General features: G+C 46.2%; 20 protein-coding genes. 10 read left to right on the forward strand and 10 right to left on the reverse strand.

What is annotated here, in order from left to right:
* The first annotated feature begins 68 nt into the window (after positions 1–68).
* Positions 69–446, forward strand: a complete 378-nt coding sequence (locus tag QUB14_RS18205) for a response regulator (RefSeq protein WP_333218468.1) — start codon at positions 69–71, stop codon at positions 444–446.
* 16 nt (positions 447–462) lie between these two features.
* On the opposite strand, the gene QUB14_RS18210 is transcribed toward QUB14_RS18205, so the two are convergent.
* A complete protein-coding gene (locus QUB14_RS18210) occupies positions 463–1,692 on the reverse strand; it encodes a transposase (RefSeq protein ID WP_333218469.1) in 1,230 nt (409 codons plus the stop codon).
* A gap of 56 nt (positions 1,693–1,748) precedes the next feature.
* Between QUB14_RS18210 and QUB14_RS18215 the strand changes: the two genes are divergently transcribed.
* Positions 1,749–1,889, forward strand: coding sequence for a hypothetical protein (locus tag QUB14_RS18215; protein ID WP_190661121.1), 141 nt, complete (start codon positions 1,749–1,751; stop codon positions 1,887–1,889).
* A 10-nt stretch (positions 1,890–1,899) separates the two neighbouring features.
* Here QUB14_RS18215 and QUB14_RS18220 read toward each other — a convergent pair whose 3' ends face one another.
* Together QUB14_RS18220 and QUB14_RS18225 are read right to left on the reverse strand one after the other, a co-directional pair.
* Positions 1,900–4,725, reverse strand: a complete 2,826-nt coding sequence (locus tag QUB14_RS18220; protein WP_333218470.1) for a GAF domain-containing protein — start codon at positions 4,723–4,725, stop codon at positions 1,900–1,902.
* A gap of 603 nt (positions 4,726–5,328) precedes the next feature.
* On the reverse strand, positions 5,329–5,451 hold the full coding sequence (locus tag QUB14_RS18225; RefSeq protein WP_333218471.1) for a hypothetical protein: 123 nt from the start codon (positions 5,449–5,451) through the stop codon (positions 5,329–5,331).
* A 144-nt stretch (positions 5,452–5,595) separates the two neighbouring features.
* Here QUB14_RS18225 and QUB14_RS18230 point away from each other — a divergent pair, with 144 nt between their 5' ends.
* The 4 genes from QUB14_RS18230 to QUB14_RS18245 all read left to right on the forward strand — a co-directional run bounded on the left by QUB14_RS18230 (position 5,596) and on the right by QUB14_RS18245 (position 13,586).
* Positions 5,596–9,141: a PAS domain S-box protein gene (locus tag QUB14_RS18230; RefSeq protein WP_333218472.1), complete on the forward strand. Its 3,546-nt coding sequence runs from the start codon at positions 5,596–5,598 to the stop codon at positions 9,139–9,141.
* Between the two features lie 253 nt (positions 9,142–9,394).
* On the forward strand, positions 9,395–11,356 hold the full coding sequence (locus QUB14_RS18235) for an N-6 DNA methylase (RefSeq protein WP_333218473.1): 1,962 nt from the start codon (positions 9,395–9,397) through the stop codon (positions 11,354–11,356).
* Between the two features lie 92 nt (positions 11,357–11,448).
* Positions 11,449–12,792 carry a restriction endonuclease subunit S gene (locus tag QUB14_RS18240; RefSeq protein WP_333218474.1) on the forward strand — a complete coding sequence of 448 codons (1,344 nt, stop codon included), beginning with the start codon at positions 11,449–11,451 and terminating at the stop codon, positions 12,790–12,792.
* A gap of 2 nt (positions 12,793–12,794) precedes the next feature.
* Complete coding sequence (locus QUB14_RS18245; protein WP_333218475.1) at positions 12,795–13,586, forward strand: hypothetical protein; 792 nt, start codon at positions 12,795–12,797, stop codon at positions 13,584–13,586.
* Positions 13,587–13,833: 247 nt separating this feature from the next.
* Here QUB14_RS18245 and QUB14_RS18250 read toward each other — a convergent pair whose 3' ends face one another.
* Together QUB14_RS18250 and QUB14_RS18255 are read right to left on the reverse strand one after the other, a co-directional pair.
* The gene (locus tag QUB14_RS18250; RefSeq protein ID WP_333126185.1) at positions 13,834–13,995 is read right to left on the reverse strand and encodes a hypothetical protein; all 162 of its coding nucleotides are present in this window, start codon (positions 13,993–13,995) and stop codon (positions 13,834–13,836) included.
* A gap of 7 nt (positions 13,996–14,002) precedes the next feature.
* Positions 14,003–15,001: a hypothetical protein gene (locus QUB14_RS18255; RefSeq protein ID WP_333218476.1), complete on the reverse strand. Its 999-nt coding sequence runs from the start codon at positions 14,999–15,001 to the stop codon at positions 14,003–14,005.
* 345 nt (positions 15,002–15,346) lie between these two features.
* Here QUB14_RS18255 and QUB14_RS18260 point away from each other — a divergent pair, with 345 nt between their 5' ends.
* Complete coding sequence (locus QUB14_RS18260; RefSeq protein WP_333218477.1) at positions 15,347–15,646, forward strand: helix-turn-helix transcriptional regulator; 300 nt, start codon at positions 15,347–15,349, stop codon at positions 15,644–15,646.
* Positions 15,647–15,880: 234 nt separating this feature from the next.
* Positions 15,881–16,150 carry a helix-turn-helix transcriptional regulator gene (locus QUB14_RS18265; RefSeq protein WP_333218478.1) on the forward strand — a complete coding sequence of 90 codons (270 nt, stop codon included), beginning with the start codon at positions 15,881–15,883 and terminating at the stop codon, positions 16,148–16,150.
* Positions 16,151–16,189: 39 nt separating this feature from the next.
* On the opposite strand, the gene arfB is transcribed toward QUB14_RS18265, so the two are convergent.
* Together arfB and QUB14_RS18275 are read right to left on the reverse strand one after the other, a co-directional pair.
* A complete protein-coding gene (gene arfB, locus QUB14_RS18270) occupies positions 16,190–16,603 on the reverse strand; it encodes an alternative ribosome rescue aminoacyl-tRNA hydrolase ArfB (RefSeq protein WP_333147251.1) in 414 nt (137 codons plus the stop codon).
* A 72-nt stretch (positions 16,604–16,675) separates the two neighbouring features.
* A complete protein-coding gene (locus tag QUB14_RS18275) occupies positions 16,676–17,101 on the reverse strand; it encodes a restriction endonuclease (RefSeq protein ID WP_333218479.1) in 426 nt (141 codons plus the stop codon).
* A gap of 346 nt (positions 17,102–17,447) precedes the next feature.
* On the opposite strand from QUB14_RS18275, the gene QUB14_RS18280 reads away from it, so the two are divergent.
* Complete coding sequence (locus QUB14_RS18280) at positions 17,448–18,932, forward strand: alpha-amylase (protein ID WP_333218480.1); 1,485 nt, start codon at positions 17,448–17,450, stop codon at positions 18,930–18,932.
* 60 nt (positions 18,933–18,992) lie between these two features.
* On the opposite strand, the gene gnd is transcribed toward QUB14_RS18280, so the two are convergent.
* On the reverse strand, positions 18,993–20,447 hold the full coding sequence (gnd, locus tag QUB14_RS18285) for a decarboxylating NADP(+)-dependent phosphogluconate dehydrogenase (protein ID WP_333218481.1): 1,455 nt from the start codon (positions 20,445–20,447) through the stop codon (positions 18,993–18,995).
* Positions 20,448–20,740: 293 nt separating this feature from the next.
* Here gnd and QUB14_RS18290 point away from each other — a divergent pair, with 293 nt between their 5' ends.
* Complete coding sequence (locus QUB14_RS18290; RefSeq protein WP_333218482.1) at positions 20,741–21,163, forward strand: hypothetical protein; 423 nt, start codon at positions 20,741–20,743, stop codon at positions 21,161–21,163.
* Between the two features lie 213 nt (positions 21,164–21,376).
* Here the strand turns inward: QUB14_RS18290 and QUB14_RS18295 are convergent, their stop codons facing one another.
* Both QUB14_RS18295 and QUB14_RS18300 read right to left on the reverse strand, forming a co-directional pair.
* On the reverse strand, positions 21,377–21,973 hold the full coding sequence (locus QUB14_RS18295) for a Uma2 family endonuclease (RefSeq protein ID WP_242716623.1): 597 nt from the start codon (positions 21,971–21,973) through the stop codon (positions 21,377–21,379).
* 611 nt (positions 21,974–22,584) lie between these two features.
* Positions 22,585–24,516 (reverse strand): ABC transporter ATP-binding protein, encoded by a 1,932-nt coding sequence (locus tag QUB14_RS18300; protein ID WP_333218483.1) that lies wholly within the window; start codon positions 24,514–24,516, stop codon positions 22,585–22,587.
* Between the last annotated feature and the right edge of the window lie 5 nt (positions 24,517–24,521).

Consider the following 24,521-nt stretch of genomic DNA (forward strand, 5'->3'; position numbering starts at 1 on the left):
TCAACTGAATATGCTTTCATTGATGTATTTTTAGAATCTCTTCTTATTGTACCTCATAACAGCCGGAAGTGCTGTATGTGTTGGTGGTGGATGACGATGCAGATATGCGGGAGTTGGCAGCATTCACCCTGATGCAATCTGGCGCACAAGTTAGGACAGCCGCTTCGGGGGCACAGGCGTTGACTCTCCTGAATCAATCTGTCCCCGATTTGCTCTTATGTGACATAGGGATGCCAGAGATGGATGGCTATGCCCTGATTCGGCAAATTAGAAAGTGGTCACCCCAACAGGGAGGCACGATTCCTGCGATCGCACTAACTGCCTATGCTGGAGAGATGAATCAGCAGCAAGCCTTAGCTGCCGGATTTCAGATCCATGTCTCCAAGCCTGTTGAACCTGAGGAATTGGTCAATGCGATCGCCCGTTTGCTGAGATCGGCCAGTTAAATACAGGTGACAACTCCTACACCAACTGAGTACAGTATGGTGTAGGCTTCTCAGCGACTCCTGCTATTGCATAGGACATTGACTGAGCTTTAAAAGCGGGTTGCCCCACCGCTCTATTTTTAATAACAATTGCTGCATTATGATCGCGGTCAAGACTGCACCCGCAATGAGGACAGTCATGCCAGCGAATATGCAGCTTTTTTGGTACTTTCTCACCGCAATTAGAGCAATCTTGTGAAGTATTATGGGGGCTTACTGGGACAACCAACAAACCAGCATTTGAGGCTTTGTTTGTTAATATCGACAGAAAGCTTGACCACCCAGCGTCCAACACAGATTTAGCTAATCTTGTACGAGCTAGACCTTTAATATTTAAATCCTCGTGCGCGATTACGTCATATTTTGATAGCAGCCAATTAGCTGTCTTGAAGTGAAAATCTTTGCGCTTATCAGCTACTTTTTTGTGACACTTTCCTAACTCCTTAACTGCCTTCTGCCTCCGGCTACTGCCTTTCTTGCGACGTGACACTCGCTTTTGAATTACCCGTAAGCGTTTTTGTTCTTTACGGTAATATTGGGGAATAGCGACTGTTTCGCCCTCAGAGGTTGTCAAAAACTCCTTCAGTCCTACATCAATACCTGTTATCGAACGAGGATTAAAGTCTGGCTTAATCTCTGGAACTGTCTTGTCTTCTAGGGAGAGCGTAAGGTAGTAACCATCAGCTTTCTTGGTGACAGATGCGGTTTTGATTTTGAACCCATCAGGGATAGGGCGATGCAAGACAATTTTAACTTTCCCAAACATCGGCAAGTTAATCAAGTTGCCACGTAAGAATCCCTCTTTCACCTGTGGATACGTAAAGGTGCGATAGCGATTGCGAGCCTTGAAACGAGGTTTTCCGCTACGTTTCCCGCTGCTGTCACCTTTCAAGAAACGGTCAAATGTTATCTTAACTCGCTTAACTACATCTTGCAGGACTTGCGAATATATCTCGCCATACCAAGGATGCGTTTTCTTGAGTTGAGGTAACGTTTTCTTTTGCGAATAATAATCAGGATTGTCTCGCAGTTCAGGTAGGTGGCAGACGAGAGGGCAGGCGTTAACAGGAGAACGGTTTTGTTCGTACCAATTAAATCTGTCAGCCAACAGAAAATTGTACTGAGCTCCTAGCATGGATAGCCATCTGTGTAGCTCAATGACCTGTTGTTTTGTTGGACGTAGTTTGTACTGGTAAGCCGTTCTCATGGTTGCACTCCTTGAATGTCAAGTTAGCATTATTGTGTTCGCATCGACAACACAGCATGAAGAACAAGAACCTGCACATCCGATTGTCTGAGAAACGACTCAATAAACTGAGAACGATCGCGGAGGCAAGAGAAAAAACCATCACCCAGATGGTAGAGGCATGGATTGATCGACTGTCCCTGACATTTACTGACTGACTCGCTTTCCCTACGTCAGTCGCGCATTCATCCCACACTGATTTATTGGGGGTACTCGGCTACGCCTCGATAAATCCCCCTCTAAATTCAGTGTGGGGCTTCTGCTGTTTAAGCTAACCATGCTCTCGATCTCTTGAACCAGTGTTTCTGGGGCTACAGGTTTGGCGATGTGCCGTTGAAAACCTGCAGCAAGTGCCTGCTGCTGATTCATCTCTCCAGCATAGGCAGTTAGTGCGATCGCTGGAATCTTATTTTCTTGTTCTGATTCCAACACGCGCACCTGACGCATCAGCATATAGCCGTCCATCTCCGGCATCCCGATGTCACTAAGTAGAATGTCTGGCTTCGATTGCGTCAGTGCTTGTAAGGCTTCGCTAGCGGATGCTGCTGCCGTCACTTCTGCACCTGCTTGTTCCAAGACGAAAGCGAGGAAATCACGCGAGTCTGCTTCATCATCCACAACCAAAACCCGGATGTTTGTAAGAGGTAAAGTCTCAGGAACAGTCGCGAACGAGTTAGTCGTAGCGGTTTCATCGTTCGGCGCGGCACTTTCCCTTCTCAAGGGCAGTCTGACGGTAAACGTCGCCCCCTGTCCCTCTCCTAGACTGTCTACTGCAACAGTTCCTCCGTGCAACTCGACGAGCTGACGCACGATCGCCAGCCCTAACCCTAATCCCCCAAACCTACGGGTTGTAGTGCTATCGGCTTGTCGGAAATACTCAAACACATGGGGCAAAAAGTCTGGAGAAATTCCCTTGCCGGTGTCACTCACCTGAATTTGTGCCTCAGACCCGATTTGCTCTAATGTGATTTCTATCTGTCCCCCAGTTGGGGTGAACTTAACCGCGTTGGATAGCAGATTCCACACCACTTGTTGTAAGCGGGTGGAATCACCGGAAACTTGGCCAATACCCGGTTCAAATCGCATCTGAATTTCAATTGACTTTGCCTCTGCTGCCAGACGGACTGTTTCCATTGCCGCTTTAATGGTGGATGGCAAATTAACGGGACAGACATTGAGGCTCAACTTTCCTTGAAGAATTCGAGAGACATCGAGCAAGTCTTCAATCAGTTGCGCTTGCAATTTAGCGTTGCGCTCGATCGTTGCTAGCGCACGATCTGTGGCTGTTTCATCCAGCTTGCGACCGCGAAGGAGCTTTGTCCAGCCCAGAATCGGATTAAGGGGCGATCGCAACTCATGGGACAGCACCGCCAGAAACTCATCCTTAATCCGATTCGCTGACTCTGCCTGTGTGCGGGCACGCTGTTGGGCTTCATACAGCCGAGTGTTTTCAACTGCCACCGATGCCATTTGTGCCAGTTGCACCAGAATCGCTTCGTCTTCTTCTGTAAAGTCACCTTCGTACTTATCGGATAGCTGGATTAACCCAATGTTGCGTCCATCTCGCCCCACGAGAGGAGCAACCAACCAACCGCGCATGGGGGGATGTCTATCTGCTACCTTGCCAAATCCTTTCCACTTGGGGTGAGCTTCCAGTTCTACCTGGGTCATTCGCATGGATCGGTTCAAATGACAGACACAGGCATAGATTCCAGATCCATCCGGCTGGTCGTTATAGTCTTGCCACTGGGCATACTTGTCGGACAAGTAAACAGCATTAATTGCCTGTGCCCAGTTTTGATCGATTGTCAGGCTTGTGACCGACTGGTGAGTGCCAATGATTTGATATGCCTGCTCGGTAATGACTTGCAGCACTTCTTCAACAGAAAGGGTTGCGTTGATCGCTAATGCTGCCTGCGTCAAGCCATGCAGTTGGCGGCTGTACTGCTGCTCTTTGATCAGCGTTTGTGTTCGCATCTCCTCGGTCTGTTGCCGCTCTAGTTCAGTGGCAACCCGTAGGGCAAAAATTGTCAGCAGGGATTCTGCAAGCTGAACATTTTCCAACGGCTTGCCGTCCATCACGCCCAGCAACCCTAACGGTTTGCCTGCCGAGTCAAAGAACGGAATTGCCACATAGCTTTCCACGTTCAAGGGTTCTAGAAGGGGAGCTTTGGGAAATAACGCTTGCACACCACGGGGGTAGCAACACATTTTTCGTTGTCGAAGGACTGTCTGACAAGGTGTGTCCTGCAACAGATATTCAAAGTTGTCGATAATTTGACCTTGGGCACAAGCCGCGATTGTTGTAATCGCTTCTTTGTCGTCTCCAGCGAGCAAACCAATATAGGTATAATCGCTTCCCAGTGCCTTCGTGAAGTGTTGTACCAGAGCCGAAAAAAATGCCTCGCCCGTCACGGTAGAAACGCCCTGCGTCACCTCTAGTAGAGCCGCATCCAGTTGAGCAATTTTACGCGCTGCCAGCCGTAGCTCTAATTCGTCCACAACCATTGCCGCCAAATCTGCCAAAGTCGCTTTTTGCTCATCAGTTAAGGCATTACGCGGTTTTGTATCTAACAAACAAAGCGTGCCGAGGTTAAAGCCATCTTGGGTAATCAACGGCGCACCCGCATAAAACCGCAGACCTGGTTCATTTTGTACGAATGGATTACAGGCGAGGCGCTTGTCTTGCCTGGTGTCGGGAATGACTAGAACATCGTCAGATAACAGCGCCAAGCTGCAAATGGTAGCATCCCGCTGCACTTCCCGTACCTCAAAGCCGTAGCCGGACTTGAACCAGGCTCTCGATTCGTCTACCAGAGAGACTAGGGCGATTGGCACATCAAACAGACGAGCCGCTAGTGACGTAATGCGATCGAATGCCGCTTCAGGTGGAGTATCAAGAATCTTGTATCGCCGCAGTGCCTCTAATCGTTCCACCTCATTTGCAGGCAAAGGGGCGGCTATTGCAATGGGTTTAGAAGAAGTTTCAGTCATGGATTTTGAGCCAACGGGCGAGTGGAGAATGGGAAATGCCAGGGGAATGAGGTTGCGTTATTCAGAGGTGCCTGACCGAGGCAGCGTTAGCAGCGCTTAACGAAGTTATCGCCTGAATCAGGTCTTCTGACTCTACAGGTTTAGAAATATGCTGTTGAAAGCCTGCGGCGAAAGCAATGGCGACCGCACAGGCATCAATCAGGGTGTGTAACGTCTGATGGCTTAAGCGCGATCGCATCTTGAAGCACGAGAGTTCGAGGAGGAATTAGACAAATTCAGGAACATATAACATTTGCTATATCTGATTGTCTGCCACTAGGGGGATATATTTATCTACCTTGCAGGATAAGTGGGCCCACAATGCCGGAGGTGTTGCTAAGCTGATGTGCATCTAAGGAGTTAGATGCACATCAGCTTAGCAACACCCATTGAACCAAAGGGGTTGATACGGGCGATATCCATTTTATTTTAACGTCCTGAGCAGCGAACAATCTCGCCAAAGCACCTGCCTTAAGGCAGATATTCCTTAGGAAGCAACTCAGCTTGAATTGAGAAAATCCTCTTAGTGCCTATGCTGGAGAGATTCCACTTAATCCCTAATTTCTAGGACAATTCGCTACTTTTCGGTATTTTGCGCTCCAACCCTCTTACCAATTCCCGCAGCACGTCAGTTTTATGTAGCAGATCGATCGGCAGCAAGCCCATGCTGCCAGATTTGGGATACATATCTCGAAGCCTGTCGAACCTGAGGAATTGGTGAAAGCGATCGCACATTTGCTAAGACACTGAAGGACTTGAGTTTCGGGTACGTTGGATCTTGATTCCCTAACAATAACTGGCATAATAGGTAAATAGGCAGAACTAACCGCAATGAATGTAGAACGTACAAACTCCTTGAATCATCGAAAAGAGTTTACTGTAAATTTTCCTCAAGAGCTATGTACAGAATGTCAGGCGATTGAAGCTCGATTTGGGGCGATCGTAGACCATATGGCTGAGGCATTCATTTGCATTAATTTAGAGTGGTACTGCACCTATGTCAACCGTAAAGCAGAGCAGCTTTTAAATAGGAAGTGGCAAGACCTAATTGGCAAAACGATATGGACAGTATTTGCGGTCGAGCCTACCTCTGAGCTATATAATTATTGTCATCGAGCGAGCGTAAAGCAAACTGCAATCGAGTTTGAGGAACACTATCCCTCACTCAACAAGTGGTTGAGAATTCGCGCAATCAAGAGTGAAGATAGCTTACTCTTTTACTTCCAAGAAACCGCCGAAACATCTCAAGCCGATCGACAATTGAAAGCCGAAATCACAAAGTGCCAGCAGGTGGAAGCCACCCTTCAGAAAGAACAGGACTTTTTGAAGGCAATCCTAAACAACGTTCAAGCTGGCATTGTCGCTTGCGATGCAGATGGCATATTGACGGTATTTAACCAAGCAGCTAAAGATTTTCATGGATTACCTCAGCAGCCAGTTCCACCGGAGCAATGGGCTGAGTATTATAACTTGTATTTGCCCGACGGCAAAACACGGATGAATACAGAGGATATTCCCCTGTTCCAGGCCTTGCAAGGACACAACGTTCGTGATGTGGAAATGATGATTGTTCCGCAGCAGGGAACGCCGCGAATGCTGTTAGCAACTGGACAGGCGATTATTGCCGCCAACGGCGAAAAACAAGGTGCTGTTGTCGTGATGCACGACATTACACAACGCAAGCAGGCAGAAACTGCTCTGCGTGAGGGTGAAGCGCAATTATCCAGCATCTTCCAAACTATTCCTGATGGCATCACTATTTTAGATTCTACCGGACAGATTATTGCCGCAAATAGGGCAGCAGAGAGGATTTTAAGATTAACTAGCAGCGACATTGTGGAGCGAGGCTATAAAGATCCATCCTGGTTCATTACAACCGTGGAGGGTCATCCTTTCCCAGAAGATGAACTGCCGTTTGCGAGGGTTATGCAAACAGGCTTACCTGTTTATGGTATTGAACATGGCATTAACCATGCCGATGGCACCCGCACGATTCTCTCGATCAATGCTTCCCCTTTGTTTGACGCAGAAGAAAAAATTATCAATATCATTGCTGCTTTCAGCGACATTACTGAACGCAAGCAAACCGAAGACGAACGAGTACAGCTTGTTAAAGAACAGGCAGCCCGTGCTTTAGCAGAGGTTTCTCAGGAAAAATCAGCATTTTTAGCCCAAGTGAGTGCTATCCTTTCCTCTTCGCTAGAGTATGAACAAACTCTCCAAAGCGTTGCAAAGCTGGCAGTTCCTTATTTTGCAGATTGGTGTAGTGTCGATCTGCTGAATGAAGATCGCACGATCGGTCGTGTTGCGGTGGCTCATTCAGATCCCGAAAAAATCCAGTTGGGCTGGGAGTTGGCTCAACGCTTTCCCCGACATCTCGATGATGGGTATGGCATTGCTAAAGTCATGCAAACAGGACAGGTTGAAATTCTGATTGAGATTACAGATGAACAGTTAGTTGCCACAGTGCCGAATGCTGAATACCTGGAAATCTTACGTGGAGTTGGGTTAAAGTCCTGCATCATTTCACCGCTACAGGCACGCGGGCGCGTGTTGGGTAGCATTACCTTTGTGTTTACTGAATCCGATCGCCGCTATCGCCTGGAAGACATTGGCCTGGCTGAAGATTTGGCTCAGCGAGCAGCGATCGCCATTGATAACGCTCGTCTCTATAATGAAACCCAACAAGCGCAATTAGCTGCCGAACTCGCGGCTAACCGAACGGCTCGACTGCTGGCGGTGATGACGGCTTTGTCTGAATCGCTAACCGCGGCTCAAGTGGCTCATGTGATTATTGAACAGGGAATGTCGGCACTGGGAGCGAGTTCTGGTTTGGTTGCCGTATTAAACCAGGATGGAAGCGAACTGGAGATTATTCAAGCGATCGGGTATGAGCACGTAGGAAAATTTCACCGCAGTTTTTCGATTCATGCACCCTATCCTCTCGCAGAAGCTGTGCGAACTGGGCAACCTGTTTGGGAAGAAACCATCGAAAACCGAATTGCCCGTTATCCTCATTTAGCCGAAGCGTATGCCAAGGCGGGTTTAGAAGCCTGGATTTCAGTGCCATTTTTGATTGAAGGACAAGCCGTTGGTGGACTATCGCTCAGTTTTTCAACTCTTCCCCAGCTTTGTGAGAGCGATCGCGCTTTTGTTTTGGCACTGGCACAGCAGTCGGCGCAGTCGATCGACCGAGCACGGCTCTACGAGTCAGAATCGCAAGCACGGACACAAGCAGAAGCAGCTAACCGAATTAAAGATGAGTTCTTAGCTGTCTTGTCGCACGAATTGCGGACTCCGTTGAATCCGATTCTGGGTTGGACTCGACTGCTGCGAAGGGGAACCCTGGATTCTGGCAAGACGGCGGTAGCTCTCGAAACGATTGAACGCAATACCCAGTTGCAAGTTCAACTGATTGAGGATTTGCTGGATATTTCTCGCATTCTGCAAGGCAAGTTGAGTTTGAACTCTACTCCTATTAATTTGAAAACAACTCTTAAAGCTGCGATCGAAACAGTTAATTTAGCCGCCGAAGCGAAAAACATTCAAATTCAAACTCAGCTAGAACCCAATGTCGGCGATGTGTTAGGAGATGCTACCCGATTGCAACAGGTTGTCTGGAATTTGCTGACCAATGCCATTAAGTTTACTCCAACTGGAGGCCGAGTTGAAGTTGAGCTAAAAAGGATTGATTCCTATGCTCAAATTCAAGTCAGGGATACAGGGAAAGGGATTAAGCCAGAATTTATTCCCTATGTATTTGACACATTTCGACAAGCCGATAGCAGTATTACGAGAACATTTGGTGGGTTAGGGCTGGGATTAGCGATCGTGCGTCACGTCGTTGAGCTACACGGTGGAACTGTCAAAGCCGAAAGTTTTGGAGAAGGACAGGGAGCAACATTTACTGTCACACTTCCCTTATTAGCCAGAAGCAATGATGCAAACAGCGATCGCAACGATAATCTATCACTCACAGCTCACACTTTACCCTTGGCTAGATTATGTATCCTGGCCGTCGATGACGAAGTAGACAATTTAGAGTTAGTTCAATGTATTTTGGAGCAAGCGGGAGCCACAGTGATCTCTGTATCTTCAGCAAAAGATGCGCTACAAAAGCTCAATGAATCTAAGCCAGATGTTTTGATTGCTGATATTGGAATGCCACAAATTGATGGCTATATGTTGATTCGTCAAGTCAGGCAACTATCCACACAGGAGGGGGGAGAGATTCCCGCGATCGCCCTCACAGCGTATGCAGGTGAGGCCAATCAACAGCAAGCACTAGCAGCGGGATTTCAAAGGCATCTTCCCAAGCCTGTTGAGCCTGAAACGTTAGTAGAGACAATTGAGAAATTGCTTCATCCAATAGAGTAAGGCAGAGTATTAGACATCTCCGAAAATTTCGTCGAAGCGGTTTATGGTATGGTGGGATTTTAAAGGGCGATCGCTCGATCTGGTAGAATTTGATAGGTCAAGGGCGATCGCATCCTTAATGTCTGGTTAGCCTGTGATTTTGGTTTGGTGCGATCGGATAGACCAGCGTTTGGTAAGTCGATTGAGGTGGTAGGTGCGATCGCCAAAAGACTTCTAAAAATCCTATGAATAGTTTATTGTTAAAGGAATTAATGTGACTTATCTAGAAAATGCCATAAAAGACGGACACGCTGAAATTGTAGGTGAAGGTAAGCAGCAAAAGATCATTTACAAAGCTGTTGACCACACCGAGCGTTACTCCGATCCAGAAGAGCAAGTTCGGGCTGAGTTTTGGGCAGAACTAATTTATCGCTACCAGTATGAGCCGATACGAATTGGGATTGAGATCGTTGTACCCGATCGCACTCCTTCTGATCGTGCCGACTTGGTGGTATTTCAGGATGATGAGCGCAAGCGTCCCTATGCGGTGGTTGAGTGTAAACGGGATGGAATTACAGACGCAGAGTTTAATCAGGCAGTTGAGCAGGCGTATGGCAATGGCACCTGGGCAAAGTTTCGAGCCGATTATGTGATGGTAGTGGCAGGGTCAACTCGTCGCGTGTTGGATTGCACTGATCGGTATGGGGCACTGGAACGAGACAAAAACATTGTTGCGGACTTGCCCATCAAATACGGTAAGCCAGAAGAATATAAGTTTAAAAAGGGTAGCAAGCTGGATATTCAGCCTGTCAATAAAGAAGCCTTGATTCTAGCAATTCGCAAGTGTCATCAAACCTTGTGGGGTGGCGGTCGGTTGTCGCCTCCGGCTGCGTTTGGTGAGCTGTGTAAGCTGATCTTTGTCAAGATTAGTGATGAGCAAGCCCCTCGCAAGAAAGGGGAACCCTACGACTTTCAGATCAAAAGCCATGAAGAGAGCCGTCGTTTAGCTGAGCGGATTCGATCGCTCTACGACAAGCAGAAGGAAAAAGATCCAGATGTTTTTACGGAAAACATTAAGGTCGATGACAGCATTATTCGGACGATCGTACTGCACTTAGAAAGCATCAACCTGAACAAAACTGATCTGGATACCAAAGGGCTGGCGTTTGAGCAGTTCATGGATGGGTTTTTCAAGGGTGATTTTGGGCAATATTTCACGCCCCGCGAAATTATTGAGTTTGCGGTTGCGATGATGGAACCGACTCATGAGGATATTGTGCTTGATCCGGCGTGTGGGTCTGGCGGATTTTTGCTGTATGCGTTGGATGCAGTACGGCGGGAGGCAAGCGAATATCACGACCTCGACAGCAAGGAGCATTTCAATCATTGGCACGATTTTGCCGAGAAGCGCTTATTTGGAATAGAGATTAACGAAGAGATTACCCGTGTCGCCAAGATGAATATGATCTTGCACGATGACGGACATACGAATGTGATTGGTTGGGATGCGCTGGAACCCATCGAAAAGCTGACTGCCCATAACAAAGGCTTTGCTGAGAACCGCTTTACGCTGGTGCTGACCAATCCGCCTTTTGGCTCAATGGTGAAGCAAGAGGAAAAGCCTTACCTGTCGAGTTATGAACTGGCAAATATTTCCTATACGGTGAAAAAATCGACTAAATCGGATTTCAAGGCCGATAAGAAACCGGTCAAAGCCAAAACATCTGTAAAGACTGAAATTCTGTTTTGTGAGCGGGTGTATCGGTTTCTCAAACCAGGCGGGAGAGCGGCCATCGTGTTACCCGATGGTATTCTCACTAACTCATCACTTCAAGGTGTGCGCGATTGGCTGTTAGATAGTTTTCAATTACTGGCAGTGGTGAGTTTGCCACAAACGGCATTTTCTCACTTTGGGGCGGGGGTAAAAGCCAGTCTGGTGTTTTTGCGAAAGCGGAATAAAGGAGAGAAAGTCAGCGATGAGGAAGCGATATTCATGGCAGTAGCAGAGAACATCGGCTATGACGCGACTGGTCGCAAAACGATGAAGGTGGTTGAAACTTTGGTGGAGGGTGACGAAAAAACGGAGATTCAACGCTGTGATTTGTTTGATCGGCGAGTGCCATATCACAAAGAAGGTGATGACTGGGTTTCGGAACCCGATGAAGTTATCCCCGATTCTGGAATTTTGGCACAGTACCGCAGCTTTAAGCGAAATCCTCAACCTTTTTTCGTCTAAGCCCCGTCGCTGAAGGCATTCCTCAATGTTTTGCAGTCAAGCGGGGCAGCATCAGGGAAAGAGCAGATGTAAATTATGCAGCCTCTTCAATTTTGGTAGCTAAACGATATGCCAATCCAAATTATGTACTGACACCATTGAGACGAGTAATTCATAAAGCTCAATATGGCATCTCATTACCTGCTACTGAGGAGCCTATTGGTCTACCTATGATTCGCATGAATAATTTACAGAATGACGGTTGGGATTTTACGGATCTCAAATACATCGAGTTATCCGAGGAACAAGCAGAACTATATCGAGTCAAGCCAGGAAATATTTTATTTAATAGAACAAATTCAAAAGAACTTGTTGGGAAGTGTGAGGTTTTTCGTGAATCAGGAGATTGGGTCTTTGCATCATATCTAATTCGCATTGTTCTAGACCAAACTAAAGCGCTTCCTGAATTCGTATCTACCTTCCTTAATGCCAAAGCAGGACGAATTCAGATCAACAGAGTGAGCCGTCAGATTATTGGTATGTCTAATGTCAATGCAGAGGAACTTCAGGATTTACTAATTCCTCTCCCTTCTTCTGTTGAAGTACAGCGATCGCTCGTTGCCGAAATCGAAGCCGCTCGACAAACCCAAAAACAAAAACTAGCCCAAGCAGATGAATTATTCGCCAGCACTGATACTTATTTGCTGGAACAGCTTGGCATCAAACTTTCTATCAAACCTGGCTTTGTCAATGCCCAATGCTTTGGAGTGAAACGTAGAAATGTAGGAAGACGGTTAGATCCTTTTTATAGCCTTCCAGAGCATCAAGTATTAGAAACTGCTTTATCTGATTGCCCTTCCAAGGTTTTAGCGATAGGAGATCGAAGGGTTGTTCGAGAGATCGTAGAAGGTAGAATCACTCCAAAAGCTGAATTCTATTCAGAAGAGCCCAAAGATCCAATTTTCTTACGTGCCCAGAACATCGAAAAAGGCTATCTAAATCTTTCAGATGCAAAGCGATTAAAGCGAGATGCTTTTGAGCATGAACCTAAAGCTATTTTGCTTGATGGTGATATTGTGCTGACGATTGATGGTGTTCTGTTGGGCATTGCTGCTGTTCATCGTTCTGGAGATGAAGACTGTTGTATTAGTAATCACATGGTACGTATACAACATGGAATAGAGACCGATCCTGAGTATCTTTCATGGTTTCTCAACTCGTCTGCTGGACAAAGACAAATTAAACGAGGCATTACTGGTTCAGCAATTCCTGGAATCCGTACAGATGCCATTGAGAGGATTCTTGTCCCCATTCCACCTTTAGAGGTTCAGCGATCGCTTGTTACTGAAATCGAAAAGAGACGTGCAGATGCACAAAGGCTGCGGCAGGAAGCAGAAATAGAGTGGGAAGCTGCTAAGACTCGCTTTGAACATAAGCTTTTGGGTGAGGAGACGTAGCCATGAGCCAACTGACTTACCTGATGCGTGAAATCTGTGCGGGAATAGAAATATTCTACAGCAGCAAAACAGGAGGGCAGTTTTGGAAAACAGCTTTTATTCTCTGTGATAACTACACTGAACTGGCTTCCAAACTTTTTCTTGTTGCTGATAATCCTAAATGGTCAGATATGAGAGATAAGGAGGCAAAGAAATTTGAGAAAGCACAAAAAGCTGTAGACGCTGCTTTAAAGGCTGGTACAACACCAATCCAAACAGATTTAGAACGTCTTACTAAAGGGGCAGGTAAAGACAATTTCAAAAACTACCATGATGTATTGAAAGATGTGCATGCTGTCTTTGATGCCAAACGTAAAGCAGAGTTACCTTTTTTGGGCAGCTTACATAATAGTATGAAAGCGCGTCGTGATTTGCGAAACGACTTCTTTCACTCTGCTAAACTGCTTAATCTCAGCATTGCTCAGAGAGACTGTGTGGAGGCATTCTGCGATTTACTTGATTACGGCAAGCTACTATTTCCAACTACCTGGGACACCGCATTATCGGGCGAACGTACTTTAGATACACTGGAAATCTTGCTACGTTTAGATAGAAAGTGCTACAGCAACCCATCCATTACCGCGAAAGTCAGTGATGTTCTAAAAAGTTGCCCCCGCTATCGGTTATCGAGCAAAAAGAGCATTCCTAAGAATGGCGTTCAGGTTGCTGAATATCCTGAAGATTTACACTTAATGCTTTCCATCATTGATGGAGGGCAGGAGTTAAGAGACAAACTTGCAGCGTTATTACCTTAATTTTTTACTTTCTAGAAAGTTAGTGAAAATTATTCAAACATCAGGCAGACTTTTGCCAATGTAACATTGTTGGAAACGTCATAAAAACCATTGACACCACCCGTCTACCCACAACCCCGGAACTTTAAACTTTCCTCCAGAGTTGGGAAATTCCGATCGCAATCGCAACTAATGTCGATCGCCCCCAGCCCACCAGTCCGCCAGTCCATCTCAGGACACGGCACGGCGCCGTGTCCTTAGCCGTAACTTATCGGCGACAGCCTTCGGCGATCGCCCTTAACACCGCTATTCGCACTTCTGGATGAGATTTCTCAAGCCCGTTAGCCCGAAAAATCCAGTGTCCGCCGCCCGCGTGCTCGATCGCAATTTTCTGTCCATCAGGCAAAACTATTTGCCACCAATTCAACACAGTGGCTTTAATAAGGTGGCACTGAATTTCGTTCAGTTGAACCTCCATTAATTTCAGTTGACGCATGATTGGATTTTGGGCAGATGACTTCATGATTTTTCTCATTAAATGAATTCGACTGTTTCTCGGCTTTGATTTCACTTTGCCGATTTTTGAACTTAACTTCACCTTCCGAAGTTTTCGCCTTAACTTCCCTTTCCGAAGTTTTCGCCTTAACTTCCTTTTTACCACCTTTAGGCTCAACTTTGACTCCAAAACCTTTAGACTTAACTTTTCCTGGGGCAGAAGTTGAAGTCTGTTCCGTGGCCGGCTTCTTAAACTCCGCGTCTAATTGGTCTAAAATCTCCTCTTGTTCCGGGGTATGTTCCGCTGGCTGCTCTAAATTGCTGGGATTGTATTCGCCAACCAACCTTGCCAAAAATTCCGAAATTGACAGTCCGGCTGCGGCTGCTTTTTTGGTTAAAAGGGCGTAGGTGTCGGTTTTAATGCGAATTTGTTTGAGCCGGAGGTTGGGATTGTTGTCAACTGTTTCGGCAATAGTTACTGCGGTAATCCTTTCTTTGGGGATGACATCGACAACTTCTTGCCACTTTTCCTGTAAACGACAATCCCCATATTGGTCGGTAATTGCGTGTTTGAACAAAGGAACAACTTGAGCGACGCAGCTAGGCAAAATCTCAAATCCAGCTTTAATTAAGCGCAGGCAAATGCCAGCAGCTTTGATAATTTGCGTGCAGTAAAAATACTGCCTGCCTAATGCTTGTTCGCAGTAAGTTTTAAAAGTTTTGAACTTGTCTTTGTACAATCGCAGTTTTCGGATCGCGTCCAGCATGATTCCTTGACGCACGTAGTCTAGGAATCCCCTTTTAATTTCGCCTGTCAGGTAATCTAAATCGTGAAAGGGAGATTGATTCTGGATTTCTTCTTCAAAGTCTAGCAGCGGGCCTGCAAAGTGAAAGTTGGAGGCGACATCGCCTAGGTAGAAGTTGTCAATTGATGTGGACATGATCTGGAATGGTTCGAGAAAGGGCACGATAGCACGGAAGTTGTGCGATCGCAAAGGAGAAGTTTTGGTCTGGATCTTTGATACAATTTTGAGTTGTGTTGTCCTGTGAGGTCGATCGACCTTTTACATGGCATCACCTCCTCGGCGTTGAGGAAAAGAGGCTTGAGGTATGCGCCCTTGCCCCGAAAATACGCTTGGGTATGCAGGCACAATTGATAGACACTAAAAATAAGGCGGTCTTTCAAACCTGCATTTTGACGAAAGTAGGCTCGCCAGGGGGCCTTTGTTTGGTCGCTATACATGAAGTCTACTTCATCTAAACAACCATGTCAAGAGGTTCGCTTCATGAAACAAACTTCATGCACTGTGGAAGAAAATTTGCAAGAAAAGGACAAGTCTCCATTAAGGCTTCTCAGAGAACAAGCTGGCCTAACCCGCCCTCAAGTCAAACAACATATCGGCGTTTCTGAGCGGATGCAAGCTGACTGGGAATCAGGAAAGTCCATGCCAACTGTTGAAAACGTAGCTGCACTGGCTAACCTGTACCAGGTTTCTCTAAAAACTATGTTTGAGCTTTTAGGATTAGATGTAACTAAAATTCCCGATGACTTACCAAGTCGATCGCCCTCATCGAACGATAACTAACCCGCAGGGGTTCGGAAATGTCTAGGGAAAAGGGCTTAAGTCATGCACCCAAGCCCGGAAAATACTAAGGCTATGCAGGCATAATGGGTAGAAACTACAAATAAGGCAGCTCGCTAAACCAAAGCGTTTCCACCGTCCGGCTAAAGGAGCCGCCTTTGTGTTGTCTCTATACTTAACAACCTTAGTTGTATTTTCTTGATTTGTCAACAACTTTGGTTGTGAATTTGCTATGATATGCCCAGAAAGAAACAAACTCAAGAGTCGAAAGATATACCAGCACTGCAAATCTTGCGGGAGGCTGTTGGTTTATCGCAAGCAGCTTTAGCAAAACAAATTCCCGACAAAACCCGCACAAAAACCCTAACTCAGCAAGCCATTAGCAAATGGGAACGAGGACTAGACGAACCCGAACTCACCATTGCTCAAATGAAAGCTCTTTGCAAAGCTTTGGGAAAAACGCTTAACGATTTACCGAACGACTTAGGCCCACCAAATCCTGACTGACAACTAAAAAGTCAAAAAGCCCGATCGACCTTTCATCCCTCAATCCGTAATTTTCCCTCTCAGAGCTTTAATCTGGCCTCGCTTGGTTTTGCTGTCGAGACGCTTGCGCTGGGAACTACGAGTTGCTTTGCTGGGTTTGCGCCTTTTCGGTATGACGATCGCACTTTTAATCAGTTCTTGCAGCCGTCTCAAAGCCTCCTCCCGGTTTTGTTCCTGGCTGCGGTGTTCCTGCGCCTTGATGACAATCACACCTTCGGAGGTGATGCGCTGGTCGTTGATTTGCAACAAACGCTCCTTGTAGCGATCGGGCAATGAGGAAGCTGGGATATCAAAGCGCAAGTGAATCGCACTCGCCACCTTATTTACATTTTGTCCCCCCGCGCCTTGAGAGCGAATCGCACTAATCTCGATTTCGCGATCGTCTATGAACACAGTGTTAGAAATTTGTAGCATGATTGATCAGTCAGATTAAATATACCGGGAAAGCAGTGCATCTTTTATATATAACTTACTTTAGTATATAAGTTATTTACAATTCTTAGCTGTTAAGATGAATTCGATGAGTTTTTTTCGATCCCATAACTCTACCTCGTTAGATTTAGCAAGTTTGCAAGCATTTTCTGTAAATCTGTTGTTGGTGATTACTATGCCTTTATGGCCTTTGTAATGTCTGACTGCTCCGGCTACTTCTTGAACTGCTTTAATCCCAACTGGATTTTTGCTTCTTTTTGCTTGAACCACGGTTTTTGAGTCATCCTTGTATAAAATTAAATCTGCCCCATAATCTTGGCTATCTTGAGTTAAAATAGCAATATACCCCAACTTTTCAAAAGGGAGAACTAGAAAACTCTCAAACTCTTTTCCCGTCATTGAATCCACTTCTAAAATCCCACTCTCTAATAAACTCCTTTCAAGTTCTAGCCCTTCCGCAAACTTACTTAAATCTAACATAAAATTACCTTTTTTTAAAAGGAGTAGTTATGATGGTAGCAGATTTGCTAAGTATAGTTATCTACTAACATCGCAACTAAGATCACAAGCACATTGTGATCTTACTTACTGATTCTTTTAGATTCCCGATATGGGACTGGGGCTTTTTGTTTGCAGTCAAGTTCAAGTACGGTTCAAAGAGTCAGGCGAGAGTCAAGGGATTTTATAGTTGAGAACTGTAACAAAACTTTAATCACACCCAAACCGTAGGTTTAGCAAAAATTACGGCGGATACAGTGACAATGGGCAATGCTGTAGCCTAAGATCGGTTTAAATTGTCAGTATCATCTCAAGGCAAGGGTGCAAAATGGCAGATATCAACGGCACGATGATGCAATATTTCCACTGGTACATTCCCGATCGAGGAACCCTGTGGGATGAGGTGAAAAACCAAGCGAAAGAATTGGCTGATGCGGGTTTTACGGCACTGTGGCTGCCCCCAGCTTACAAAGGAAGTGGGGGGCAAAGCGACGTTGGATATGGGGTTTACGACTTATTTGATTTGGGAGAATTCGACCAAAAAGGTTCAATTCGCACCAAATATGGTACTAAGCAGCAATATTTGGATGCGATCGCAGCCCTGCACAAATCTCAGATTCAAGTCTATGCCGATGTAGTTATCAACCACAAAATGGGTGCAGATGCAGCAGAGATATTTAAGGCAACTCCTTATCCTCAAAACGATCGGCTAAATCCCAAAGGTTGGTTGCAAGAAATCAAAAGCTACACCCATTTTAACTTTCCCGGACGCCAAGGTAAATATTCCCAATTTGAATGGCACTGGTGGCATCTTGACGCAGTAGACTACAACGAATACAATAAAGACGATCGCAGCACAGTCTATTTGGTAGAAGGTAGAAGTTTTGATGACTATGTTGCCCTAGAAAATGGCAATTTTGCATATTTAATGGGGTGCGATCTGGATTTTCAGGAGCAAGGGGTACGAGATGAAATTACACGCTGGGGTAAGTGGTATCTCGACACAACAGGTGCCGACGGTTTCCGTTTAGATGCAATCAAGCACATATCGTCTTGGTTTTTTCCGGAATGGTTGGATGAATTGGAGCGATATGTCGGCAAAGATTTGTTTGTTGTCGGTGAGTATTGGGCACCAAATATCGATATCCTGCACTGGTATGTCGGTTCAGTTAAGGGCAAAATGTCAGTTTTTGATGTGCCACTGCATTACAACTTTCATTACGCCAGCCAACAGGGCGGTAACTACGATATGCGGCGCATCTTAGACGGTACAATGATGCAGCAGCAACCGACTCATGCAGTAACGTTTGTCGAAAACCACGATTCCCAACCGCTGCAAGCACTTGAATCTGTGGTAGAACCGTGGTTTAAACCTCTTGCTTATGCGATTATTCTATTGCGAAAAGAAGGTTATCCCTGCGTTTTCTACCCGGATTATTACGGTGCAGAATATGAAGATTGGGGGCGTGATGGCAATCGGTATAAGATTGTTATGCCTTCTCATCGATCGCTAATTGACAAGTTTCTCCATGCTCGCAAACACTTCGCATACGGCCCTCAATATGACTATTTCGATCATTGGAATACCATTGGCTGGACGAGATTGGGCAATCGGAAACATCCACAGGCAATGGCAGTAATTATGAGTGACGGCCCGGAGGGTTCCAAGTGGATGGAAGTTGGTAAACCTCATGCTAAGTTTGTGGACTTAACAGGGCATATTAAGGAACCTGTTTCTACTAACGAGTGGGGTTGGGGCGAGTTTCGCTGTCAAGGCGGTTCAGTATCCGTGTGGGTTCAGGAAAAAAATTAGTTGGCAGTAATCTCATTGTTTATCTGTAAGGTGCGCCGAAACGCACCCTACAAAAATTAATTAATCACCACTACCAGTTTGCAGCGATTCTTTAGCAGTCTGCGTCCACTCAGAGTGGAAGAATTCGCCGCGCGGTTTGTCGGTGCGTTCGTAGGTGTGAGCCCCAAAATAATCACGCTGAGCTTGCGTGAGGTTTTGCGGCAATCTTTCGCGGCGGTAGCTGTCGAAATAGTCCAGGGAGGCGCTAAATGCTGGCACTGCAATCCCCAGTTGGCAAGCAGTAGCTAACACGTCTCGCCAAGCCGATTGGCGATCGAGAATGCTCTGTTTGAACTCCGGCGCTAACAGCAAATTCGGCAGCGTGGGGTCGTCCTTGAAAGCTGTTTTAATCTTGTCCAAAAATCCAGCCCGAATAATACAGCCACCCTTCCAGATTCTGGAAATTTCGCTTAAACTCAAGTCGTAATTGTACGACTTCGACGCCGCGCTCAACAGCGCCATGCCTTGCGCGTAGGAGCAAATCTTCGAGCAGTAAAGCGCATCCCGAACTTTGTTCACAAACTCTTTAGTATCGCCTTCGTACTTGCCGCTAGGCCCCGTCAGTTCTTGGGAAGCTTTGACGCGCTCTGCTTTATAAGAAGACATGATTCTCGCATTCACAGCAGCGATAATTGTGGGAATGCTCACGCCCAATTCCAAAGCACTCATTACAGTCCAGCGGCCGGTACCTTTTTGGCCGGCTGCGTCCATAATTACCTCAACTAAGGGTTGCTTAGTTTCCGGGTCGTTGTACTTGAAAATGTTAGCCGTAATTTCAATCAAAAACGAGTTTAGTTCGTCTGTGGTATTCCATTCGGCAAAAACTTCCTGCAACTGCTTGCCGTTCAATCCACCAACGTTTTTGAGCAAATCGTAGGCTTCAGCAATGAGCTGCATATCCCCGTACTCAATGCCGTTGTGAACCATCTTCACGTAGTGGCCGGCGCCACCGGGGCCGATGAATGTGACGCACGGGCCGTCATCTACTTGAGCCGCAATTTTGGTGAGAATTGGCTCTAGTAGGCCGTAAGCAGCGTGCGTGCCACCGGGCATCAAGCTAGCACCGTTGAGCGCGCCTTCTTCGCCGCCGCTGATGCCCATGCCGACAAATCCCAGTCCCATCGATTCTAAATCTTTGGTGCGGCGTTCGGTGTCGTCGTATAGCGAGTTGCCGCCGTCAATAATCATGTCGCCCGGTGACAGCATGGGTTTGAGCTGGTCGATGACCGCATCTACGGGTTTCCCAGCTTGCACCATGACTAAGATTCGGCGCGGGGTTTCTAGGACATCGACGAATTCTGTCAGAGTCTTGGCGGCTACAATGTTCTTGCCGGGGGCGCGTTGTGCCATGAAGTCGTCGGTTTTAGCTGCTGTGCGGTTGTACACAGCCACGGAGAAGCCTCTGCTTTCGACGTTGAGCGCGAGGTTTTCGCCCATCACTGCTAGACCGATTAAACCAAAATTTTGCTTTGTCATGCTAATAACCCGCTGGTTGTTCCCGCTTGAGGATAGATTTGCGAGAGAGGAAAGCGAGGCGGGGTGTAGCGCTTTCCGGTGGACTAAAAGTATTGGACAATAGACCTAGGAGGTTTAGGTTTATTTTTATATTCTCAGAATTGCTGTTTGGTAAATCAGTAGGGTTTTTTTAAGATTTAAGGGATATTAATGACGCGGGCAGGTGATGATAAGGCAGGTATTATGTCGATCGCGGTAACGGTAGATACAAACAAGCGAACATTTTAAGGACAATTGAGGAGACTGTTGTAACTATGGAAGATTTGCAGTATCTCGCGGCCTGGGTGAAGGAGCAACACGCTCGCGAGTATATTTTGACTTGGCTGCTGAGTCAACAGGGGCTGTGGTGGTCTGATGGGGATATTTATCAGGCCGTTTTGCAAAAGTCGGGAAAGCTTTTGAAAGCTTATGTCCAAAAAAGGCAAGCGGGAGAGTTATTTGAGGGAATTTCTGAGAAGTTGGTGGGAGATGATAATTGGGATGATTTGGTGCTGAGTTTAGGGCGAATTGTTGCTGTTTATCAAGAGGAATTGCTGAAGCTGCAAGAGCGCGATCGCCGGGGGGATGGGGTAAAAAAAAATTTGATTAGCCCACAGTTGGCTGGGGATGCTTTGTCGCTTTTGGAAGTGCAGCAAGCTTTGCCCGATCCTTATGCGGATACGTTGACGGGGAGATAATTTGCGATCGACTTTTCGGAGGCACAAGAATCTCAGAAACCGGGTTTCTTCCTATATCTCTCGTACTCAACCAAAATTTGTCGCAGAAACCCGGTTTCTCGCCACGCAGTGAATCCCAAAAACCGGGTTTCTTCCTATATCTCTCGTACTCAACCAAAATTTGTCGCACAAACCCGGTTTCTCGCCAGCCAACTAAAGAAAATGGATCGAGATTCAAGGGTTGAGAATAGGTGTAATATCTAGAAGAAATCCGGGAAGTACATCTTCACCCGAAAGTGTAGGCGGTTGGTCAAAAGAGAAATTAATAACTTCTGCTACCTCTTCAGACAACCGATAAATTTCTACTAAAGGCGTTTGGGGGTCAATTAGCCAACCTAAGCGACAGCCGTTAGTTCGATAATACCGCATTTTAGCCCGCAATGTTTCTAGGGAATCACTTTGCGAGCGCAATTCTATTACAAAGTCCGGGCACAGGGGAGGAAATTTGCGCTTATCTTCTGCGGATAATGCTTCCCAACGTTCTAGGAGTACCCAAGCAGCATCAGGGGAACGCTTCGCACCGTTAGGTAATTGAAAGACAGTGGAAGAGTCAAAGACTTTTCCCAATCGAGTCTGACGATTCCACAAATTTAGGTCTGTAGTCAAATCGGAATTTCTGATGCCGCTTTCGCCGCCTGTTGGAGGCATAATAATTAGTTCTCCTTCGGGGGTTTGTTCTAATCGCCACTCTTCATTAGCGATGGACAATTGATAAAATTGTTCGTCGGTTAAAGCGACGGCGGCAGGTAGGTTGAGAGTTATAGTTTCCATCGTTGATATTATCGCCAACTAGGTTGGTTTTATTATAGCTCGCACTTTCTGACAATTTTATCAAAAAGATCGCATTCAACAGTAAAACAGGTATCTCTGCTTTACCTCGAAGGCTAGATCCCCCTAAATCCCCCTTAAGAAGGGGGACTTTGAATCGAACTTTTGTCCCCTCGTTAAGAAGCGGGAATTTGTATTTGACTTTTGTCCCCCCCTTTTTAAGGGGGGCTAGGGGGGATCGAGACTTTGCCACAAAACAAATGAGATTAATCTATCATAAATCTATCTCGCACAATCATCCCAGGAACCGGGTTTCTTCCGATATTTCTCGTACTCAACTGAAAATTGTCGCAGAAACTCGGTTTCTCGCCACCTAACGAGAGAAATTAGATGGCAAATCCGCGATAATTTATCACAATCACCCGCGCCAAATTCCCCACGCTAACCCACAAGTCCGCCGGGGGTTGAAAACCCCCGTCTCATAGCAAAAGTCCTCTCAAAGAGGACTGAAAGACACATTTTTGAACAAGCATTGCAATATCTCCCCAGTCGGTTTCAACCGACTTTCGCTATGAGACAGGGGTTTTAACCCCTGGCGGACTGTTTATTTAACTCTAAATATAGCTACTAGCTTGACGGGTGAACATTGAGCAGTAAATTCCGTTTGATGCTATCAATTCGTCGTGAGTTCCTATTTCTGCTATTTTACCGTTTTCCATGACGGCGATGCGATCGGCAATTTTTGCTAAGCCTAATCTGTGACTGATGACTATGGTTGTTTTCCCGGCGGCTATTTGGCGGAAGATGCTGTAAATTTCGTGTTCTGTCTTGGGGTCGAGGGCGGCGGTTGGTTCGTCAAAAATGAGCACTTCGGCTGTAGAAAGCCGCATTAAGGCGCGGGCGATCGCAATTCTTTGCCACTGTCCCCCCGATAAGTCTATGCCGTCTTCTAATTGTTTCCCCAACGGAGTCTCTAAACCTTGCTCTAAACTGTTGACTTTAGCTGCAATTCCTGCTTCCGAAATAGCTTCGTTAATTGCGGTGTCATCTGACAGTGAAAGCAAGTCGCCGAAACCGACGTTTTCGCGGACTGTGGAGGGGAAACGGGCGTAATCTTGCATAACGACGGCGATGCGCGATCGCACGTATGCTAGAGAGTACGATCGCAAATCTTTGCCGTTCCAGTCGATCGTACCACTTGTCGGGTCGTACAGGCGACCGAGGAGTTTACCAAGGGTGGTTTTACCCGCGCCATTTTCACCGACAAGCACTAGCATTTCCCCCGGATTAATGGTTAAGTTGATATCTTCAACCGTGCTTTTATTGCTACCGGGATAGCAAAAAGATAAATGCTTAATCTCGATGCCAATTTTATCTTTTGTGGGGGGGGCATCTTGCCCGCCATCTGGTAAACTAGGCAGGCGAGACGCCACATCCACAAGCGGAGACTGCAACTCTGGTTGGAGTTCCAAAAGTTGAAAAATCGGACTAACGCTGAGAGAGATATCGTACAAATTAGTAGAAGTGCTAATCAGTATCTGCAAACTTTGCTTTACTTGAACAATCAAACCCGAATAGAGTGCTAAATCGCCCAAAGTATAGCGACCACCCAAAGCTCCCATTACTACATAAATAAATGGCAAAGCCACTCCAATTCTACTAAACATCGACCAAAAAAGTACAACAATTGCTCCTTTTTTTCGGATTTGCTGCATCTCGCTAAAAAATTGCAAAAACTGACCCTGCCAGCGTTTGAGCCAAAGTTCTTGCAACCCAAACAAACGCAATTCTTTAGCATATTCTTCGCCCGTCAAGACTCTACTGGATAAGTTCATTTCGCGGCTGATTTTAGCTTGCTTTCTTTGAACTCTCCAGATGATTCTGCTATATTTTCTTTGGGTATAAATTGAGGGAGATGATGAGATTAACATCAGCACTGGCACCCACCAAGCTATTGCAGCAGCAAGGCCTATCGATGGAATAAATATAAAAATTCCCGTGATGGTCATGCTGATGGTAAATGCTAGTTGCTGTATTTTGGATACTCCGGTTTTGGCTAGTTCTACTATATTTAATAGTTCGGGGTTTTCAAAGAGGGCAATATCGTCGAAATTGGCGACTTTTTCGAGGACTTTTCCTTCGACAAAGCCTTGAACGCGATCGCGCAAAGATGTCGCGACAAAAGAGTTCATTGTGTCTAGGGCATCGCCGACTAACTTGAGACTTAAGACTCCGCCAATACTCCACAGCAATATTGGCCGGGAAAGCATCAAAGCAAAGGGCTGTGCTGTTTGGGTTTGCGACAGCAACCGAGATACTTCATCAATGATTAATTTATCTAAAAATAGGACGGCAGATGGGGCAGCACCGCTGATAATGTTGAGTAATATTAAATTGCGGAGTTCAATTGGTGCGGCTTTGATTATCAGGCCCAGGCTGCGCCACAGAGCTTGGAATGTGGTAATGTGGATCGGTTGCATAGTTTGTGGGTAGATGTCGGGTCTAGTCATCCCCGGACGGTATATTATAACAAAAGTGTTTTTCACGATCT

Source organism: Microcoleus sp. B3-D2, assembly GCF_036705345.1.
Taxonomy (GTDB): domain Bacteria; phylum Cyanobacteriota; class Cyanobacteriia; order Cyanobacteriales; family Microcoleaceae; genus Microcoleus.

What these genes read in the sequence shown, in the direction of transcription:
- QUB14_RS18210 (WP_333218469.1), bottom strand. Translation starts at nt 1,692, where the DNA reads ATGAGAACGGCTTACCAGTACAAACTACGTCCAACAAAACAACAGGTC.
- QUB14_RS18215 (WP_190661121.1), top strand. Translation starts at nt 1,749, where the DNA reads ATGAAGAACAAGAACCTGCACATCCGATTGTCTGAGAAACGACTCAAT.
- QUB14_RS18220 (WP_333218470.1), bottom strand. Translation starts at nt 4,725, where the DNA reads ATGACTGAAACTTCTTCTAAACCCATTGCAATAGCCGCCCCTTTGCCT.
- QUB14_RS18225 (WP_333218471.1), bottom strand. Translation starts at nt 5,451, where the DNA reads ATGTATCCCAAATCTGGCAGCATGGGCTTGCTGCCGATCGATCTGCTA.
- QUB14_RS18230 (WP_333218472.1), top strand. Translation starts at nt 5,596, where the DNA reads ATGAATGTAGAACGTACAAACTCCTTGAATCATCGAAAAGAGTTTACT.
- QUB14_RS18245 (WP_333218475.1), top strand. Translation starts at nt 12,795, where the DNA reads ATGAGCCAACTGACTTACCTGATGCGTGAAATCTGTGCGGGAATAGAA.
- QUB14_RS18255 (WP_333218476.1), bottom strand. Translation starts at nt 15,001, where the DNA reads ATGTCCACATCAATTGACAACTTCTACCTAGGCGATGTCGCCTCCAAC.
- QUB14_RS18260 (WP_333218477.1), top strand. Translation starts at nt 15,347, where the DNA reads ATGAAACAAACTTCATGCACTGTGGAAGAAAATTTGCAAGAAAAGGAC.
- QUB14_RS18265 (WP_333218478.1), top strand. Translation starts at nt 15,881, where the DNA reads ATGCCCAGAAAGAAACAAACTCAAGAGTCGAAAGATATACCAGCACTG.
- arfB (WP_333147251.1), bottom strand. Translation starts at nt 16,603, where the DNA reads ATGCTACAAATTTCTAACACTGTGTTCATAGACGATCGCGAAATCGAG.
- QUB14_RS18275 (WP_333218479.1), bottom strand. Translation starts at nt 17,101, where the DNA reads ATGTTAGATTTAAGTAAGTTTGCGGAAGGGCTAGAACTTGAAAGGAGT.
- QUB14_RS18280 (WP_333218480.1), top strand. Translation starts at nt 17,448, where the DNA reads ATGGCAGATATCAACGGCACGATGATGCAATATTTCCACTGGTACATT.
- gnd (WP_333218481.1), bottom strand. Translation starts at nt 20,447, where the DNA reads ATGACAAAGCAAAATTTTGGTTTAATCGGTCTAGCAGTGATGGGCGAA.
- QUB14_RS18290 (WP_333218482.1), top strand. Translation starts at nt 20,741, where the DNA reads ATGGAAGATTTGCAGTATCTCGCGGCCTGGGTGAAGGAGCAACACGCT.
- QUB14_RS18295 (WP_242716623.1), bottom strand. Translation starts at nt 21,973, where the DNA reads ATGGAAACTATAACTCTCAACCTACCTGCCGCCGTCGCTTTAACCGAC.